At 42.3% G+C, this 18337-nt stretch carries 15 protein-coding genes; 13 read left to right on the top strand and 2 right to left on the bottom strand.

The window, feature by feature from the left end; all coding sequences use genetic code 11:
• Window positions 1-447 precede the first annotated feature (447 nt).
• From NDM98_RS10620 to NDM98_RS10595, 6 genes are all read left to right on the top strand, one after another.
• Window positions 448-861 carry a hypothetical protein gene (locus tag NDM98_RS10620; protein ID WP_251607270.1) on the top strand — a complete coding sequence of 138 codons (414 nt, stop codon included), beginning with the start codon at window positions 448-450 and terminating at the stop codon, window positions 859-861.
• Window positions 862-883: 22 nt separating this feature from the next.
• On the top strand, window positions 884-1105 hold the full coding sequence (locus NDM98_RS10615; protein ID WP_251607267.1) for a DUF6366 family protein: 222 nt from the start codon (window positions 884-886) through the stop codon (window positions 1103-1105).
• A 56-nt stretch (window positions 1106-1161) separates the two neighbouring features.
• Window positions 1162-1473 (top strand): hypothetical protein, encoded by a 312-nt coding sequence (locus tag NDM98_RS10610; RefSeq protein WP_251607265.1) that lies wholly within the window; start codon window positions 1162-1164, stop codon window positions 1471-1473.
• 97 nt (window positions 1474-1570) lie between these two features.
• Window positions 1571-2407, top strand: a complete 837-nt coding sequence (locus tag NDM98_RS10605; protein ID WP_251607263.1) for a hypothetical protein — start codon at window positions 1571-1573, stop codon at window positions 2405-2407.
• Between the two features lie 93 nt (window positions 2408-2500).
• Window positions 2501-2854, top strand: a complete 354-nt coding sequence (locus NDM98_RS10600) for a GIY-YIG nuclease family protein (protein WP_251607261.1) — start codon at window positions 2501-2503, stop codon at window positions 2852-2854.
• A 434-nt stretch (window positions 2855-3288) separates the two neighbouring features.
• Window positions 3289-3873: a hypothetical protein gene (locus NDM98_RS10595; RefSeq protein WP_251607259.1), complete on the top strand. Its 585-nt coding sequence runs from the start codon at window positions 3289-3291 to the stop codon at window positions 3871-3873.
• 55 nt (window positions 3874-3928) lie between these two features.
• Here NDM98_RS10595 and NDM98_RS10590 read toward each other — a convergent pair whose 3' ends face one another.
• Together NDM98_RS10590 and NDM98_RS10585 are read right to left on the bottom strand one after the other, a co-directional pair.
• On the bottom strand, window positions 3929-4504 hold the full coding sequence (locus NDM98_RS10590; protein WP_251607257.1) for a hypothetical protein: 576 nt from the start codon (window positions 4502-4504) through the stop codon (window positions 3929-3931).
• 528 nt (window positions 4505-5032) lie between these two features.
• Window positions 5033-6715 carry a methyl-accepting chemotaxis protein gene (locus NDM98_RS10585; RefSeq protein WP_251607255.1) on the bottom strand — a complete coding sequence of 561 codons (1683 nt, stop codon included), beginning with the start codon at window positions 6713-6715 and terminating at the stop codon, window positions 5033-5035.
• Window positions 6716-7086: 371 nt separating this feature from the next.
• Between NDM98_RS10585 and NDM98_RS10580 the strand changes: the two genes are divergently transcribed.
• The 7 genes from NDM98_RS10580 (at window position 7087) to NDM98_RS10550 (ending at window position 18328) form a co-directional block, all read left to right on the top strand.
• The gene (locus NDM98_RS10580) at window positions 7087-11394 is read left to right on the top strand and encodes a collagen binding domain-containing protein (protein ID WP_251607252.1); all 4308 of its coding nucleotides are present in this window, start codon (window positions 7087-7089) and stop codon (window positions 11392-11394) included.
• Window positions 11387-14158, top strand: a complete 2772-nt coding sequence (locus NDM98_RS10575; protein WP_251607249.1) for a SpaA isopeptide-forming pilin-related protein — start codon at window positions 11387-11389, stop codon at window positions 14156-14158. The genes NDM98_RS10580 and NDM98_RS10575 overlap by 8 nt, the downstream gene beginning before the upstream one ends.
• On the top strand, window positions 14122-15129 hold the full coding sequence (locus NDM98_RS10570) for a SpaA isopeptide-forming pilin-related protein (protein WP_251607246.1): 1008 nt from the start codon (window positions 14122-14124) through the stop codon (window positions 15127-15129). The genes NDM98_RS10575 and NDM98_RS10570 overlap by 37 nt, the downstream gene beginning before the upstream one ends.
• 9 nt (window positions 15130-15138) lie before the next feature.
• Window positions 15139-15738, top strand: coding sequence for a class D sortase (locus NDM98_RS10565; protein ID WP_251607243.1), 600 nt, complete (start codon window positions 15139-15141; stop codon window positions 15736-15738).
• A gap of 96 nt (window positions 15739-15834) precedes the next feature.
• Window positions 15835-16020 carry a hypothetical protein gene (locus NDM98_RS10560; protein ID WP_251607240.1) on the top strand — a complete coding sequence of 62 codons (186 nt, stop codon included), beginning with the start codon at window positions 15835-15837 and terminating at the stop codon, window positions 16018-16020.
• Window positions 16021-16443: 423 nt separating this feature from the next.
• The gene (locus tag NDM98_RS10555; RefSeq protein ID WP_251607237.1) at window positions 16444-17289 is read left to right on the top strand and encodes an IclR family transcriptional regulator; all 846 of its coding nucleotides are present in this window, start codon (window positions 16444-16446) and stop codon (window positions 17287-17289) included.
• 70 nt (window positions 17290-17359) lie between these two features.
• Window positions 17360-18328, top strand: a complete 969-nt coding sequence (locus tag NDM98_RS10550) for a tripartite tricarboxylate transporter substrate binding protein (RefSeq protein ID WP_251607234.1) — start codon at window positions 17360-17362, stop codon at window positions 18326-18328.
• The last annotated feature ends 9 nt before the right edge of the window (window positions 18329-18337 follow it).

The raw sequence follows: 18337 nt of genomic DNA, 5'->3' as shown, positions 1-18337 counted from the left end.
GATCGTGCTTAGCCTGATATTCGTAGCAATGAACTTGTCGTGAAGATCCCGAGTCCATCATAAGGAAACCCTCACCCGAATAAAATCCACCATTAGGCGTTAAACGTCCGATGGTGGATTTTTTGCGTGAAGGAGTGGGTGGCAGATGACGTATATTTCATCAGAAGCATTTCTAGATACGACGAGGAGATATCGTTACTTGTTAAGCCGTGTGTGGAAACGAGAGGCTAGGATGTCTATTGTCTTTCTACAACACGAGATGGCTATCCAAGACACCCTCTCTATGTGAGAAGGGAGCAGAATCCTATTTTATTAAAAGGGAGAGAAGGATCGATGTAGGGTCTCGAACGATCGAATCATGTTTCATTTGGCTAATATAGGGAATTAAACCTATCTATGCAACTCTTATGTAAGATATGGAGAGTGAAGGAGAGGGGAGGCTTTTACATGCTTGATAGATGGAAAGGTTTCTTTGGAGGAGTGATTCTACTCTCTCTATTAACAGCTTGTAGCGAATCGAATGAAGAAAAAATTTTAGGGACTTGGCAAGCAGTCTTTGATGGAGAGAAACAGGATCAATACTTAATCTTTAGAGATGACCAAACTGTTGTTACTGAACAATATACGCCAGATATGAGCGGTAGTGAAGAATATCGGATTAGTGATACGGATGAGGGTTCGTTTATCATGGAGGTTGTTCATCCAAGTAACGAAACGTATCATACCGTGTTTGAAGCGTATTTTGAAGATGCAGACAAGATCGTAATTGGATCCGACAGTGATGACGATAATGATAGTGCGCTCATTCGGATTGATCGAATTGATGAGGCACGCGGAGAGTGGTCACGGGAACAACAATAGGCTGCGGAAGGTGGATGAAGCGATGAAACCCCAAGATAAAGAAACTCCTGAAGAAAGAAGGGAGCGCTTACGGTTTGAAGAACAAAAACGAAATGCAGGCGGGAACTTCAGTGATGGCGTGAATCGGAGTTATGGCGGGGGGCTTGCTGATCTAGGTTGGAAAGGCATTTTGGGTTTACTTGTTGTGCTAATTGGTGGCTATATTTTGTATCGGCTCTATGTATTAGGTTATTTTCCGTGGTAAGGAGCGATCTCAGAGTATGGGGTGGCTTTTTGACTTTTTAGCTTGGGGTGGCTGAGTTGGAACAAGAGACGATAGAGAGCAGGAAGACAAGCTATTTGTTTGTAGAGTTTTGGTTGTGGTTTGGCATTGTTGCAGTGTCCTCTTTGTATGGGGTGGTGAGCTACTTAGATCGAATGGATGATACGAATGTTGGAGTAACCTTTGCTGTAGTTTCCTATTTATTTCGTGGTCTTGTTTCCATCGCACTACTGATCAAAGTAATTAAGATGAGAGAATTTAAGAAAACGGTTCGATTCTCCATTTATTTGGGGTTACTTGTTGTCGTTCTGTTTGTTTTCTTTTTCCCTTTTCAGATGTTATATGACTAAAAATATGGACTTATTCTGAAGTTCCTGGCTCTTTTTTGTCAGGTGATTAAATGTATAATTGCACCAATTTTACAAAAGCTACGCTAAGGTGATGAATATGAGTAGCAAGGTAACCTCGGCACAAGAGTCGTTTCTTACGCGATTAGAGGAATTTCATAAGAACTGGTGTGAACCCATCGATTGGCAGCAAAGGTCACTGAAGCCTTTTAACAAAGGTCAACTTGGGCCAGGTGAAGCTGTGTGGGCAACGAAGCTTCAATCGTACGAGCCTCCTATGCTAGAAAGGTATATTGGCATTCATAAAGTAAAGCCAATGTATTGGCAGTATAGAAAGAGAAAAGCAGCGAACGAGGATCTGAAGCTTTATAAGGAGTGGGAAGTGAACCATCCGTTTGTTCAACAAGTGATGAGTGGGGAACAAGATGTCTGGAGAGAGGTTGTTAGGCTCCATGCAACATTTCATCAGGAACAAACAATTGCCAAATCCTATAGCTTACATAAGTACGACCAGAATACAGCGGAATGTGATGTGTTCCTCCACTCAATGGAAGAGGTAATCCCCTCAAAGATTGAATATGCGACCAAACGAGGGCAGATTCGCTATCGAGACTTCCCGAAAACAAAGCGAATCATATTATATGAGTCGTATGTCTATAGTTGTTTAGTGCGTGTGGCGCGTGAGCTGTTTGCGGTTTTGCCATGTCGAACCATTTATCTTAATGGGTTGTTGGGATCAGCGCAAGATCACTTCCCGATTCTCTCGGCGATTCTTGAACGAAATGCCCTTAAGGCAAGAGGGGCGACTCCGCATGTATTGCTGCAAAAGAACCGCACCCTTGTCGCACACAAAAAGAGGACAGGCTTTCACCAGATTGATAGAGTGTACTCGCCGTGTATTATGAATCAGGACATAGAGGTGAAGCCTTATGAATGACATGCTGAATTTCTTTTGGTGGCAGTGGTTTGTCTGTTGTTGTGGAAGGGACTTAAGCATGTATCGTCTAGTTATAAAAAGGACAAACAGCCAGTGCAGGAATGGCATGAGCTTGGGCTCATTCGCGAGCGCTATGACTCTCAGAGTACCGATGCGGGTTATATTTATTTTGTGAAAGACTCCGGAAGTGATCTTATCAAAGTGGGCAAAGCAATCGATGTCGAGAAGCGAATTCGCAATAACTTCGGAACGATTATGCCAGGAACCATCACTCTCATCCACACTTTGCAAAGCAAAAATTATCACAAAACGGAGACGTTGTTTCACCAATATTGGAAGGGAAAACGAGTAAAGGGAGAATGGTTTGATCTGAGTGGTGAGGATATTCGTTGGATTAAGCGGGCGGAGTATCCGCGGGAAATTGTGGATTCGATTAAGGGGTATTAGACGGTGGGACAAGCACATTCCTTGTGAGGAGATGTGCTTGTTTTATGTATCGTTTCGATTCTTTCGATTATAAATGAATAGTTTAATTGAAAACTGAATGACGCAGTATACAGTCCCTATAACTACCACTAAAAACGCTATGAAACTAAGGGTCATTAATAAATCCCCAACAAAAGTTTGAAAGAAAAGATTAAAGACAAGGGTGACAGCCATAAAAGCAATTCCTAAAATCAAAATAGTTTTTTTGCTCAAAGTAAACCTTCCTCCTTATTGTAATAACCGACATGTCGAGTTCGCGCAGTGTGACTTTATCCTCTAACTAAAATTGATACAAGTCCATCTCTTAATTTTAGACTATGTAAACATTAACAGAAAATAGGTTGAGCGATCAAATAAAAGGGGAAATGGTATAAATAGAAGGGTAGTGAGGGTTTATGAAGCGTGCGTATGTCATGCTTGTCTTATCGTTTATACTTGCCAGTTGCAGCAGTGGCAAAAGCCTTGAGGAATTTGAAGAGGACTACTCCGTGGAGTTTTTTACTGAAGAAATAGGTGATCGGGATCCGGATCGAATGGCGAATTTAGACGAAGAACAGATTGAGGGATTGCTCACGTATATTGAGGAATATCAGGCGGACGAGCAGCCTGATTTTGAGATTTTGTTTCATATGGATGGCGAAGAAGGAGAATTTTTTACCCTTCAACTAGAAGCTCCAGAAAGAGAAATTCCTAATTATGAGTTATTGAGAATGATCTACTTTGACATCAAACCCTCCGATTCTTTCTTTATTCCAAGGGAAGTAGACTCTGGATTGAATGGTGGCGGGGGTTTAGAATGGGTGCAGTTGGTCGAACCGGTTGTGAATACATCAGATGGCATTGTGTCTATTGAAGTGATAGGTGAGTGGCGTGGCGAGTTTATCTATCAGGGAGAAGTGGTGAAATTTAACGCGCCGAATGACTGGTCGGTTGAGTTCACAGAAGAGGAATTGCGGGCGTTGGAGCCGGTGGGAGAATAAAGAAGCTTAATTTTACTGGATAGTAAAAAGCATCTTCTTAGATGCTTTTTAGTATCTAGTATCGTGGTAAATCATCGGCTGAAATGTTGATATACCAAGTATTTGGTACACTAAACCGGATGAGATCTCCGGAATAAATGAATTCTCCTTGCCACTCTCCTAAGATCTCAAGATTCGCTTCAGAACTTGATGTCTCAATGAGTGGATCCAAGTCGGAAACCCAATCAACTCCACCATCCCCATGTCCTGAGGAACTAATCTCGAGAGGTTCTAATTGTTCGGAATCATCATTCGTATCAAATCTAACAGACCGTTTAAGTTCAAAACCGCTAATAGGGTCAGAGATTGGCATATCTAATTCGATTCGATAGATCTGCTGATTAGCCGAATGACTATGTTCAACAATACTAAATTCATTTACGCCCTCATACTTTTTAAATACATCTATATGGTTTAATAATCCTTCCACTTGTTCTTGATCTAACTGCGCTATGGTACTTGGATCGACGTCGTCTGTATCTTGTATAGTGAGATCAATTGAATAGTCCTCCTGAATGTCTTCAATACTTTTCTCTTGGCTACATCCAACAATAAAGAATGCGCTAAAAGTCAAAAGATACATGCGTTTCAATAGAACCCCTCCCTACATATTCATATTTACCCATACCCTTTCTCAAAAGGTTAAATCAATTTTTTGGTAATTATATGTGAGTTTTTTAAGAGTCGTTTTATCGTGCTTAGCTATTTATAGAATGCAAACTGCAATTAAGTTAAAATGATAACAGAGACGGATTGACCATTCATTTTGTTGGGGTGATCATTCTGCTGATTGTTTCTAACCTAGTATATTTACTCTATTCAAAGTTGAAGGCTTAGGCAGGTAGAATCCATGGGTTAGGGGTTCTACCTGTTTTTTTGTTGTGCTTCAGCAACCAAGGAGATGAGTGGAAATACATCGGTTCGGGGCAGAAATACATCGGTTCGGGGCAGAAATACATCGGTTCGGAGCAGAAATACATCGAGAAAAGAATGAATACATCAACTCGGAGCAGAAATACATCGGGAAAAAGCTGAATACATCGACTCAGCACATAAATACATCGCAAAAAGCCCCCTACCAACTTCCACTGTAGGGGGCTCACTCTTTATACTTACTTATTTATTCCACCTTAAACCGCGAAATCTCATCTCTCAAATCTCCAGCTAAGTCTGCCAATCCTTGCGCGGATGAGGCGACTTCTTCCATTGCTGCAAGTTGTTCTTCGGTGCTTGCGGCGGCGTCTTCTGTGCTGGCGAGTGTGGATACGGATGCTTGATTCATTTGCGTGATGTGACCTTTTAGTTGTGATGTTTGTTTGGCGATGTCTTCGGCCGAGGCGAAGACGGTTTGGATCTGGTTTGTGACTTTATCGATGGAGGTGGAGATGGCTGCAAAGGATCGGTCGACGCCTTTGATCATTTGTGTGCCTTTTTCCACTTCACTTGTACCTTTTTGCATATCGGTTGCTGCTGATTTGGCTTGTTGCTGGATTCCTTTAATCATAGCTTCGATTTGTGTAACGGAAGCTTTGGATTGCTCGGCGAGGCTACGGACCTCTCCTGCTACGACAGCAAAGCCTTTGCCACTTTCACCGGCTCTAGCGGCTTCGATGGCTGCGTTTAACGATAATAGGTTGGTTTGATCAGATATGGATGTAATTAATTCTAAGATTGAGCTAATTTCGGTTACTTGCTCATCAAGTAGGTTCATCGTCTTAGATGACGACGCCACTGTTTGATTAATGGACTCGATTTGTTCAATCGCTTGTGCGACCGAATTTCGTCCTTCTTGAGAGCGAGTGCCCATTTCCTCGGAATCCGTTTTCATTAGTTGGGTTGCTTGCGTAATATGTTGCGCTTTTTCTTCCATAAGTGTGGAAGCCTGCATGCTCTCGCTTGAAAGGGTCACACTTGTATCGGCTGTATGTGTTAAAGATTGTACGGTATCTGCTATTTGATTCGTTGCCGCTGATGTTTCTTCTGAACTGGCTGAAAGCTGTTGTGAGGTAGCCGCGACATTTTCTGCTACACTTCTCGTTTGTCCGATGAGTTGTTGGAGTGAGGCTTTCATTTCATTAAATGAAGACCCGAGTAGAGAGAGCTCATCTTTCGTTTTGATTTGAACAGGCGGACTGGAAAGGTCGGCATTGGCAATGAGTTCAGCTTCATTTACAAGTTGTTTTAATGGTCTGGTAATAGATCTCGCAAGCCATAAAACTAGGACAATCATGATAAGAGCTGTAAAGCTGACAATACTAATAACCAGTGTCTGCATCGTCTGAAGTTCTTCTTTGTTGGTATTAAAGCTTGCGTCCATACTATTGCGACGGTTTTCCGCTAGTTCCTGAAAGTTACTTGTAATATCACGTGCGATCATCGTTGTAGAATTACGCATAACCTCGTTGGCTGTTTCAGTGTCGCCTGCATTATAAACAGGTAGGACTTCCGTTTCAATAATCTCAAGCCATTGCTCTGATTTTTCAATGGTAGTGAGTAGTTGTTCATTAGAAGATAAGGTCACTAATTGCTCCTTCGTTTCAGCAATTCGCGCGTTCACCGCTTCAAAACGATCTAAAAAATCGGCCTCGCCAAAGATAATGTACCCTCTAATTAATGCTAATCGATCGTTCATACTATTTGCCATTTGTTCCTGAAGGACAACGAGTTCAAAGTCCACGTCTTGCATCGTTTCCATACGGTCATTCGTTTGGATTAAGGAGACGACCAAATATACGGACAACCCCGCAAATAAAAAAAGTACAACCCCAAACACACTGAATAGCTTTCCTCTAATTGTTCTCAACCACCTATCACTCTCTTTCTCTATTTTTTGGCTCGAATGAATTCGAATTAAGGTATATATCGGCTTAAAAATGAATAGATTAATTTTGTTCTAAATTTTGAGTAAATGGTCCCGATTTTGAGGGAACATTCGAATTGGATTCGTTCTTTTTTGATACTTTTTAAAATAGGTATAAAGGAGTGGTTAATGATTCCTGGATAGGAAGATATGTAAAATGCGGAGGAAATATGGAGGGTATAAGCAAATGGGCACAGAAATGAAAAATATGTATAGGTCTAAATAACTCATTCTTACAAGTTCAAAAGTAATGCTATTATGGTCAATTTTGTACGATTATAATAGGTCTGAAAACTTATTAAGGAGGAATATTTATGAAGAAAAAAGGGATGATACTCCTACTCATTCTTCTTTTTATCTTCCAACCTACTTTAGCTAGCTCAGGTATTGCGATGGCAGAGACAAAAGATGATCGCAATGAGCTTAACCTGGTGGTTGATTTGGTAAATGGGAATGAGACATCATTAAGGGAGCTGAACGTCTCAAAAGAAGAATCATTCAAGACACTCGTCACGATTTCTGGCGAGGCAAGTGGGGACGATGTTACAGAGCAAGTGGAAGTATCTGAGGAAGTGACTTTTACAGGAGAATCAGCAGGTGACATACATACAGACGAAGGAACCGTGATCGGTACCTACGAAGTGGTCAACCAAACGATTGCACTGACCGTTCTCCCTCAAGAGAAAAATGTTGAAGGTTTTATCAGCTTGGACTCAGAGTGGAACCAGGAGAAAGTAGAAGAGCTTAGTGGAGCACACGAGCTTTCCTTCAAATGGAGCACAGCTGAACAAGTGCTTAGTCTTACGTTTGAAGAAGTGGTTGAGGAAGAAGAAGTAATTGAAGAAGAAGCCACTGAAGACGTAAGCGAAGAGCAGCCTGAAGAGGTGCAAGAAGAAGTAGCTGAGGAAGAAGTAAAGGAAGAAGTAAAGGAAGATGAAGCGGTAGATGAGGAAGTAAAGGAAGAAGATCAGGAAGAAACGGTTGAAGAAGAAGTAAAAGAAGATGAGCAAGAACAAGGAACAGAGGAAGAAGTAAAAGAAGAACAGCAAGACGAAGAGCAGCAAGAAGAAGTAACTGAAGAAGAAGAAGCTGAGAAAGATGAGGCTTCTGAAGCAACGAAAGAAGAGCAAGAGGAAGATCAAGCTGAAGATGAAGAAGTAACAATCGCAGCAGTTGTTTCTGAAATTGAACAAAACATCATCACAAATGTTGAACTGAAAAACGCAGAGGGCCAACCTATTCACCGGGATGAGAATCCTGACTATCGTCCAGTACGCGGAAGTGTGGCAAACATTTATATGGACTGGGCATTACCAAACGGACATGGTTATGCAAGCGGGTCCACATTCACGTTTAAATTGCCTGAAGAGTTTGAAGTCTTTAACGAAGTGTCGGGTAACCTAGACTTTGATGGCGACAGTGTAGGAACATTTACACTTGCGATGGATAACACCGTCGTTGTGACATTTAATGAAACCATTGAACAATTATCCAATATAAAAGGAACGCTGTTTTTCCAAACAAAAATTAAAGAAAAGCTTGAAGGAACCGTGGAACGCGAGATCATCTTTGAAATCTTTGATGAAGTGATTGCGAAGATTCCTGTCTTGTTTGGAACACCAGGTGGAAGCGAGATCGATAAAAAGGGAGCTGCCGATCGCGCGTACAATGCGCAAAGTATTAGTTGGACAGTTGATTTTAATAAGTCGATGTCTACCTTACAAAATGCTGTTTTGAAGGATTTCTTGGAAGATAATCTAGCACTCTCACCTGGCACAGTGAAAGTTTACAAGTTAAATGTGAACGTTGATGGCAGTGTCAGCCAAGGAGAAGAGCTTGATTCAAGTAAGTATTCTTTGAAAGAAAGTCCTTTTGAGATTGCGTTTAAGGAAGAGTTAAATAATGCCTATCGAGTAGTATATGACACAGAAATCACGGATAGCGAAGCGACGACTTACAAGAATGATGTTGTCTTAACTAGCTCCAACCAAGATGATCTGAAGGCGCAGGCGACGGTTGGGACGAAACGTGGTCAACCGCTTGAGAAGCGGAGTGCAAACTACAACCCGAATACTCAAACCATTACATGGGAGATCAAATACAATTACAATGAGCGCTCCATAAGTCAGAAGGACGCATTATTGAAAGATGAATTTTCAAGCTCTCATGGATTATTGGAGGACTCGATTAAAGTAGAACAGATCGAGATTGACGAGAATGGTCGTGAGTCTGTTAAGAAAGTAGCTTCAAACTACACAGTTACACCAAAAGGAAATGGATTTGATCTACAGTTTACTGAAGATATTAACCAGGCATACAAGATTACCTATCAGACAAAATCGAATGACCGAGTGATTGATAACGGGAATATCAATAACAAGGTAACGGTTGGAGACAAATCAAAAGATTCAAATCAAGGGATTAACCATGTTGTTATCAACAAATGGCACAATAATGGAAACTACCGAGATAAAACAGTAGATTGGCACATTAGTATTAACAGAGATTCCCACAAGATGAAGGAAGTTGTGCTTAACGATACCTTTAATCACAAGGGGCTCACCTTAAAAGAAGGTAGTTTTTATGTTAAGAATGTGGCTACTAACAAGGAACTGAAAGAGGGAACAGATTATACGGTTGTCGCAACTGATGATGGGTATACCTTAACCTTTAAAGAAGATATTGAACATCAACATGATATTCGATACACGACGTACTTTTACTTTGAGAACTTAATAGAAGGTAAGAGGTCGTTTAAGAATACTGTTAATGTTAGTTGGAAGAATGAACAAGGTAAAACCCAGGATAAAGAAGCTAGCTCTGAGTTCTGGCCGGATGAGTACACTCAGAACAATGGTTTTAAGAATGGTTCATATAATGCTCAAACAAAGGAAATTACTTGGAATGTCGGTGTGAACTACGATTTGCGTAAGCAAAACAACATTGTAGTCACTGATGAAATTCAAGGAAATCAGCAGCTGCTTCCTGACACAATCAAAGTCTATAAAATGGAATTTGAAACATGGTGGAACGGAGCGAAAAAAGGCGCTCAGCTCGAAGCAGGCAAAGATTATGAACTCATTGTTAGCGACCAGAAGTTTGTTGTTACGTTTAACGGAGAACAAACAGGAGCTTACTGGATTGAGTACAAAACAGATTTAAAGGATCAATTAATTAAGAACTTTTATGACAACCGTGCCGTTGTCACGAGTGATACCGGGAAAGCATTGAACCTTGATGCACGCGTAAGTGTTAACCACGGTGGAAGCTACGTCAATAAAACAGGTGGACAAAGCGGGAAGCTGATTAATTGGAAGATTGATATCAACTTTACACAATCTACGGTTTCCAATGCGGTGGTGAATGACGAGCAGGGAAGCAATCAGATTTTACTAGAGGATTCATTTAAGCTGTATTCAACGAATGTAGCAGCAAATGGAAATGTCTCAAAAGGGGCTTTGCTTGAGAAAGGCAAAGACTACGAGCTGAAAATTGAGACAAAAGAGGATGGATCACAACGATTTGATCTCTCGTTTAACAACAAGATCACATCAGCCTACATCTTAGAGTATCAGTCTTACATCAACGCAGATAATGGCGAGACCATTACAAATAAGGCGAAGTTTAATGGGGAAAATATCACGACTGAAACAGTGGAATCTAGCAAAAGCATTAAAGTAAGTCTCACAACAGGTGGCGGTACCGGAAGCGGTGAACGCGGCAGTCTTGAAGTGAAAAAGGTAGATGCAGAGACTGGCGAGAAATTAGCTGGGGCCAAGTTCACGCTGTACGATAGTGAGGGACGTATCGCCATTCGTAGCGTTGTCACGGACGAGGACGGAATAGCACGCTTCACGAATCTTCGTTATGACAATTACATTTTGCTTGAAGAGCAAGCACCGGTTGGGTATGTAATTGGGCTTCAAGATCAAGAGGTCGTGAAGATTGATGGCAATAAAAATCTAAAAGTTGAAAACAAAAAGATTACTAGACATGTTGAGCTATCAAAAGTGGATCAAGAAACAAACGAAGCGTTAGATGGCGCGGAGTTCCAACTTGAGCACAAAGACGAAGGCACGTGGAAAGTGGTGGCAGAAGGGCTTAAGGTAGAAAACGGGAAGCTACGCTACGAGGATCTTGAAGTAGGCGAGTACCGTTTCATTGAAACCAAAGCACCATCAGGCTACATTCTTGACGCGGAACCGGTTAAATTTTCAATTGAAGATTTCCAAACGGAAGTCGTAAAGGTTCAGAAGACCAACGAAATTCTAAAAGGATCTGCAACGCTTAAGAAAGTGGATTCTGTTACTGGAAAAGGGCTAGAAAGTGCAGTCTTTAAGCTAGTTACAAAAGACGGTCAGGTGATTCAAGAGCACGTAACATCAAATGAGGACGGCGTGGTTGAACTAACAAATCTTCGTCCGGGTGAGTACCAATTGATTGAAACACAAGCACCAGAATTTTATCAGTTGGATACCACACCAATTGAGTTCACTGTGAAAGCCGGTGAAAAAGACACGTTAAAACTACCGGATAAGAAAAACACACTTGTAACAGGAAGCGTGAAGCTTAAGAAGGTTGATGGTGATGATAAGACGCCTCTAGCTTGGGGCTGTGTTTAAGCTATTGAATGAAAAAGGTGAAACGGTACGTGAGGGACTTGAGACCAACGCAGCCGGGTACCTTGAGATTACAGGTCTAGCACCAGGTAAGTATGAGCTAGAGGAAACAAAGGCACCTGCGCATTATGAAAAGCTGATAGAGTCGATTTCATTTGAAATTAAGCCAAGTGAAAAAACCAAGGTTCAGTTTGAAACGAATGTGAAGAACTACCTTATTCCAGGTTCTGTTTTACTGAAAAAAGCAGATGACAAGGATGGAACGGCCCTTGCAGGCGCTGTGTTCAGCCTTTACACAAGTGATGATAAAGAGCTTCAAACTGAGCTTGTCACAGATGAGAAGGGGCTGCTTGAAGTCCATGATTTGAAGCCAGGAGATTACTATTTTGTAGAAACAAGTGCACCAGAGCATTATCTTGCAAGTGATGAGAAGATTGCATTTACGATTGAGCGAGGGCAAGTGGAAGTTGAACTTGTTCCAGTTACAAACACTTTAAAACCAGGTTCAGTTGCTTTAGTGAAAGTCGATGAGGATGATGAATCGGTTGTGTTAGCTGGAGCCGAGTTTAAGCTTGTTGATCAAGATGACGAGATCATTAAGCAAGATCTTGTCACGGATGAGAATGGCCGTATCGTTGTCGAAGATCTGGCACCGGGTACCTACTATTTTGTAGAGACAAAGGCACCAGCGGATTATCAGTTAGATGGGTCCAAAATTGAAGTTGTGGTTGAAAAAGGCCAGGAGCAATCCGCAACGTACACAGCGAAGAACAAGTTAATTACAGGATCGGTTGTACTTGAAAAAGAAGACGATGGATCAGGTGAGAAACTTAAAGATGCTGAATTCCGATTAGAAACATCGGATGGAAAAGTTATTGAAGAGTCGCTCGTAACAGATGAGAATGGCCGGATTGTTGTGAGTGATTTGAAGCCAGGGACATATCAGTTCGTGGAGATCAATGCTCCAATTGACTATGTACTGAATGATCAGCCATACCCATTTGAAATTACAAAGAGTCAAGATGAAGTGAGAATCGTCAAAGCAACAAACACGCTTGTTCCAGGATCAGTGGAATTGTTGAAAGTGAACAAACATGATTCAAGTGAAACATTAGCAGGAGCAGAATTTAGCTTGTTTGATGCAGAAGATAATCTTTTAGAAGAAAAACTTGTAACAAACGAGGAAGGTAAACTGGTTGTGGAAGGTCTTGCACCAGGAAGTTATTACTTTGTGGAAACAAAAGCACCAACTGATTTTGTTGTAGATGCGACGCCAATTACATTTGTGATTAAGCGCAGCGAGAAGACAACAATCGAAAAAGTGCCGGTCACCAATGAACTGATTCGCGGTCAGGTGTCATTAGTGAAAACCGACAGTCTCGATTCTTCTATCGTCCTTCCTGGAGCGACATTTGAGCTTCGTCATGAAAATGGGGCTATAGTCGCAACAGAAGTGACAAATGAAGAAGGAATACTAATCTTTACAAATGTGTTGCCAGGAGATTATGTAGTCGTTGAAGTAGAAGCACCGTTCGGCTACGAGCCGGATGCCACACCAATTCCGGTGACGGTGGAACGCAGTCAGGATGAGATTCCTCTTCTAGCCAAGGAGAACACGTTAACACCAGGTTCGTTTACATTAACAAAAGTGGACTCAGTAGATGGTGAGGTTGCACTTGAAGGCGCAGAATTCACACTTTTTGATGAGTCTGGTAACGAGTTGCAAACAGGACTCGTAACAGACGAAAATGGTCAGTTGACGATTGGTCAGTTACCTCCGGGTGATTATCAATTAGTCGAAACAAAAGCACCAATCAATTATGTGCAAGACGCGACACCAATTATTTTTACCATTGAAAAAGGTCTGCAAACAGTGGTTGAAAAGACATTTACCAACACGCTAACACCAGGTTCAGTGGTATTAGTGAAGGTAGATGCTGACAATCCAGATGTCACACTTGCAGGAACCGAGTTCAAATTAGTGAATGCAGATCGTGAAACTGTCCACGAAAATCTTGTTACAGATGAAGATGGACGCATTGTTGTTGAAAACTTAGTCCCAGGCACGTATTACTTTGTGGAAACGAAAGCACCTGAGCATTATGTGCTGGATGATACTGAATATGAAGTAATCGTCGAAAAAGGGCAAGATCAAGCATTTGTTGTGACAGCAACGAACACATTAAGTAACGGCTCTGTTGTCCTTGAAAAAGTAGACGATGTAGACTCTACAGTACTTGCAGGAGCAGAATTCCGTCTGGAAACATTAGATGGAGAATTAGTTGCAGAAGAATTAACAACGAATGAGAACGGACGCATCACAGTGAGTGACTTAAAACCAGGAAGCTATCAATTTATCGAAGTTGTAGCACCGGTTGGATACGACCTGAGTGATGAGCCATACGCATTTGAGATCGTAAAAGGTCAGGAACAATCGCTTGTGATCCAAGCGGAAAATACGCTGACACCAGGATCATTTATTTTTACAAAAACCGATTCAGCGGACGCCACACTTTATTTAGCAGGAGCCGAATTTGCCCTTCTCGATAAAGACGGCGCAGAAGTACAAACAGGTTTAGTGACTGACGAGAATGGTCAAATCAAGATTGACCAGCTTGCTCCAGGTGACTATCAACTTGTCGAAACAAAAGCACCAGAACACTATGTGATAGACGAGACTCCAATTTTATTTACCATTGAAAAAGACAACAAGTTGCAGCAGAAAGGTCGATGGAAAATACTTTGGAGAACGGTTCAGTTGTCCTAATTAAAGTAGACAAAGACAACCAAACACTTACACTAGCCGGAGCAGAGTTCCGTTTAGAGGACGCAGATGGCAACATCATAAAAGCAAACCTCCAAACGGATACAAATGGAGAAATCCATGAAGACCTAGCACCAGGCACCTATGTCTTTGTCGAAACAAAAGCACCAAACGGATACGAACTAGACCCAACACCTCACCTAGTCGAGGTACTAAAAGGCAATAAAGAAATAATCGAAATCCAGATCACCAACACTGTCACATCAGATGAACCAGGAGAGCCAGGAGAGCCAGGAGAGCCAGGAGAGCCAGGAGAGCCAGGAGAGCCAGGAGAGCCAGGAGAGCCAGGAGAGCCAGGAGAGCCAGGAGAGCCAGGAGAGCCAGGAGAGCCAGGAGAGCCAGGAGAGCCAGGAGAGCCAGGAGAGCCAGGAGAGCCAGGAGAGCCAGGGGAGCCGGGAGAACCAGGAGAACCAGGAGAGCCGGGTAGTCCGGGAGAACCAGGGGAGCCAGGAGAGCCAGGAGAGCCAGGGGAGCCGGGTAGTCCGGGAGAACCAGGGGAGCCAGGAGAGCCAGGAGAACCAGGAGAACCAGGAGAACCAGGAGAGCCAGGAGAGCCAGGAGAACCAGGAGAGCCAGGAGAGCCAGGAGAGCCAGGAGAGCCAGGAGAGCCGGGAGAGCCGGGAGAGCCAGGAGAACCAGGGGAACCGGGAACACCGGGAGAGCCAACTGAACCACCGACTCAAACAGAATCGACAGTTATAAAGAGCCCGAATACATTGATTCCTGTAGCATCAGGTACAAGTGGTCCAAAATTAGGAGCAGCCACTCCTGCATCAGGATCGAAAGCTGGTACCCTTCCACAAACTGGAGAGCAAACGTATCTGCTGTACCTATTTGCAGGAATGATGCTCATCTTGATCGGTGCAGGGTTCATGATTCAAAGCAAGCGTTCAAGAAAAGTAACCGGAAAGTAGGGAGCTCTCTTGATAAAAGGAAAGTCACTCATCGGATTGATCTTCATCTTAGTGGGAATAGTGTTTGTATCCATTCCTCTCTACAATGAATGGCAGCAATCAAAAGGCGTATCTGCACTAGAGGGTGCGCTTGCTTCATTAGAAGTTGATCCTCTTAACGGCTCCGTCCAAGAATTAGAAACACAATGGAGCAAAGAAGAGCTCGAGAACGTAATGACATTAGACATTCCGTCCATTGACTTAGAACAATACGTACTAGACGAAACAACAGAAGAAAACTTAGCTATTGCCTTAACTCAAGTCAGTGAAAACCAAACACCAGGCGAAGGGAATTTCAGCATAGCCGGACACCGCGGCTATCGCGGGGATCGCCATTTTAGACAATTATCCAATGTAAGTGACGGCGATGAAGTTCGACTCATCTCTGAAGGGAAAACCTATATTTATGAAGTGAACAGCATTTCTATCGTAGAGCCAACTCAATTGGACGTACTAGATGATTCAGAGGAAGCGGAAATTACTCTAATCACATGCACGATGTCAGGAGAGCAGCGGTTAATCGTGAAAGGCAAACTAGTAGAAGTAATTGAAGAATCTCAAACAGTATAAGTCGAACCCAGCCTGAGTTGATTAGGCTGGGTTTTTTGGTGGTGCGCGGGAAACGGGGTTAGATGCTCAAAAAACTGATGGCGGTGCTCGAAAATATTGAAAATGCGCAAAAAAAAGGGTGGGGTGCTCAAAAAACTGATGACGATGCTCAAAAAAGTTGAGAATGCTCAAAAACCAGAGTTCGGTGCTCAAAAACGGTGTGGGGTGCGCGGAAATGGAGGTGGGGTGCGCGGAAATCTGAAAAATGCGCGGGAATGGAGGTTCGGTGCGCGGAAAATCTGAAAATGCGCGGGAATGGAGGTTCGGTGCGCGGGAAATCTGAAAATGCGCGGGAATGGAGGTGGGGTGCGCGGAAAACCTGAAAATGCGCGGGAATTGAGGATCGGTGCGCGGAAATCTGAAAAATGCGCGGGAACTGAGGTGGGGTGCTCAAAAAAATGAGATACACGAAATTTGATTGGTTATTTCACAATGCAAAGCAGAATACATCATATTTTTGTCGATCTTTTCTAATAGCTATATGAGAACAAGTAAATAAACGTTTGTTTAAGAATGACTTCAGGTTTTGTTATGAGGTTACTTTTCATGCTTGGAATGTTCACCAACTAAGAGGTGCAAATCCGCGAGGAACGTTGGGGCATGCGCCTTCTTTCAGTTTAGTCTACTGGCAAAACAGCCAATTTTATTAAAACGTTAAAACTATTATTGACACCGTTTTCATATTCAATTATAGTTGGATTGAAGTTAAAAGAAACGCCGTTCCGTAATAAGGAACGTTCGCAGGTAGGTGATAATCAGTTGGTTCAAGCAGTTGATCGTGCATTAGAGATTATTGATATTTTGAAAGAGCATCCGAAAGGGTTGGGGGTAACAGAAATTGCGAATCGAATTGGAGTCGTAAAGAGCACTGCCCATCGCTTACTCTCTTCATTAGAAAGCAAGCATTATGTAAGAAGAACAGTTGATCAGCAAAGATATCGATTAGGTTTGAAATTTTTAGAAATAAAATCTTATGTGATTGATACGACTGACATAGTTGAAGAAGCTCATCCGCTTTTAGAGGAATTGGTGGAAAAGGTAGGAGAAATCACTCACCTTGTTCTGTTAGACGGTTTTGAAATGGTTTACATTGATAAAGTCGAACCGAATCAGACGATACGAATCTTCTCCAGAACAGGCAAACGGGCTCCTATTCACTGTACGGGTGTAGGCAAAGCCATTGCAGCTCATTTTAATGAAGCTCAGTTGAAAAAGTATTTTCATCAGGCTGAATTAGAGGGATATACACCTCATACTTTCACCTCTGAAGAAGCTTTCAGGGAAGAATTAAGTCAAATTAAACAGTTAGGTTACGCCTTGGATAATGAAGAGCATGAATTAGGTATTCGCTGTGTAGCAGCGCCGATTTGGAATCATGAAGGAAAAGTTGAAAATGCGATAAGTGTAACTGGTCCGATTGATCGAATGTCAGATGAGAAGATTGAAGAATTAAAACCAATTTTGATTCACACAGCAAACTTAATTTCAAAGGCGATCGGCGCTTTCCGCTGATTTCTTTTTAAATAAAATCAGAGAACGTCGTTCCTTAATAAGGAACGAAAGTGAAAAGGGGATGGGTTACTTGAATAAATTATGGACGGGTTTAGGTTTATCAACAGTCTTATTATTAGGAGCATGCGGAGGAAATGGGTCATCTGGGGAAAGTGCAGAGGACTATCCTTCAAAAAATATAGAGATCATGGTTCCTTACTCTGCTGGGGGCGGAACTGATATTCTTGCAAGAAGCTTTGCTGAACTGCTTAAAGAAGACATTGATCAAGGTGTTGCGGTTGTTAATCGTGAAGGCGGCGGTGGTGCTGTAGGCATGCAAAATGGTGTGTCAGCAAATCCCGATGGTTATACGGTTAGTATGGTGACGGTTGAATTGTTAACGCTTCCGCAGCAGGGACTTGCGAATTTTACGTATGACGAATTCAGACCGGTTGTTCAATTAAATGAAGATCCGGCAGCGATTACAGTTAAGGCTGACGCACCTTGGGATACGATTGAGGAATTCCTTGCTGATGCAGAGTCGAACGTTTTAGATGTAGGTAATTCAGGCAGTGGAGCTATTTGGCATCTTGCAGCAGCAGGCTTGGCTAAAGAAGCTGGCGTTGAGTTCAACTATGTTCCATATGAAGGGGCAGCACCAGCAATCACGGCTCTAATGGGCGGACATATTGATGCTGTATCCGTTAGTCCAGGTGAAGTTGAAACTCAGGTTGAAGCAGGAAACCTAAAAGTATTAGGTGTCATGGCTGATGAAAGATTAGCGACACACGAAGATGTACCAACCTTAAAAGAAGTAGGCTATGACATTTCATTAGGAACGTGGAGAGGCTTAGCAGTACCAACCGAAACACCAGATGAGATCGTAGCACAAATGGAAGAGTACTTTATCGCTGTTGGTCAAAAGGATGAGTTTAGAGAAGAGATTGAAAAGTTGAACTTAGGATACAAAGTCGCATCTGGGGAAGAATTTTTAAGTCTAATGGAAAGCCAGGATGATTTGTTTAGTGACTTGATTTCAGACCTTGGACTTTCAAATTAAAGAACGGGA

This window comes from Alkalicoccobacillus plakortidis (genome assembly GCF_023703085.1).
Classification (GTDB): Bacteria; Bacillota; Bacilli; order Bacillales; family Bacillaceae_D; genus Alkalicoccobacillus; species Alkalicoccobacillus plakortidis.
The sequence above is the reverse complement of the archived record's forward strand: the minus strand, read 5'-3'. Positions and strand labels throughout refer to the sequence as shown.

What these genes read in the sequence shown, in the direction of transcription:
- NDM98_RS10595 (WP_251607259.1), top strand. Translation starts at nt 3,289, where the DNA reads ATGAAGCGTGCGTATGTCATGCTTGTCTTATCGTTTATACTTGCCAGT.
- NDM98_RS10570 (WP_251607246.1), top strand. Translation starts at nt 14,122, where the DNA reads ATGGAAAATACTTTGGAGAACGGTTCAGTTGTCCTAATTAAAGTAGAC.
- NDM98_RS10605 (WP_251607263.1), top strand. Translation starts at nt 1,571, where the DNA reads ATGAGTAGCAAGGTAACCTCGGCACAAGAGTCGTTTCTTACGCGATTA.
- NDM98_RS10580 (WP_251607252.1), top strand. Translation starts at nt 7,087, where the DNA reads ATGAAGAAAAAAGGGATGATACTCCTACTCATTCTTCTTTTTATCTTC.
- NDM98_RS10615 (WP_251607267.1), top strand. Translation starts at nt 884, where the DNA reads ATGAAACCCCAAGATAAAGAAACTCCTGAAGAAAGAAGGGAGCGCTTA.
- NDM98_RS10620 (WP_251607270.1), top strand. Translation starts at nt 448, where the DNA reads ATGCTTGATAGATGGAAAGGTTTCTTTGGAGGAGTGATTCTACTCTCT.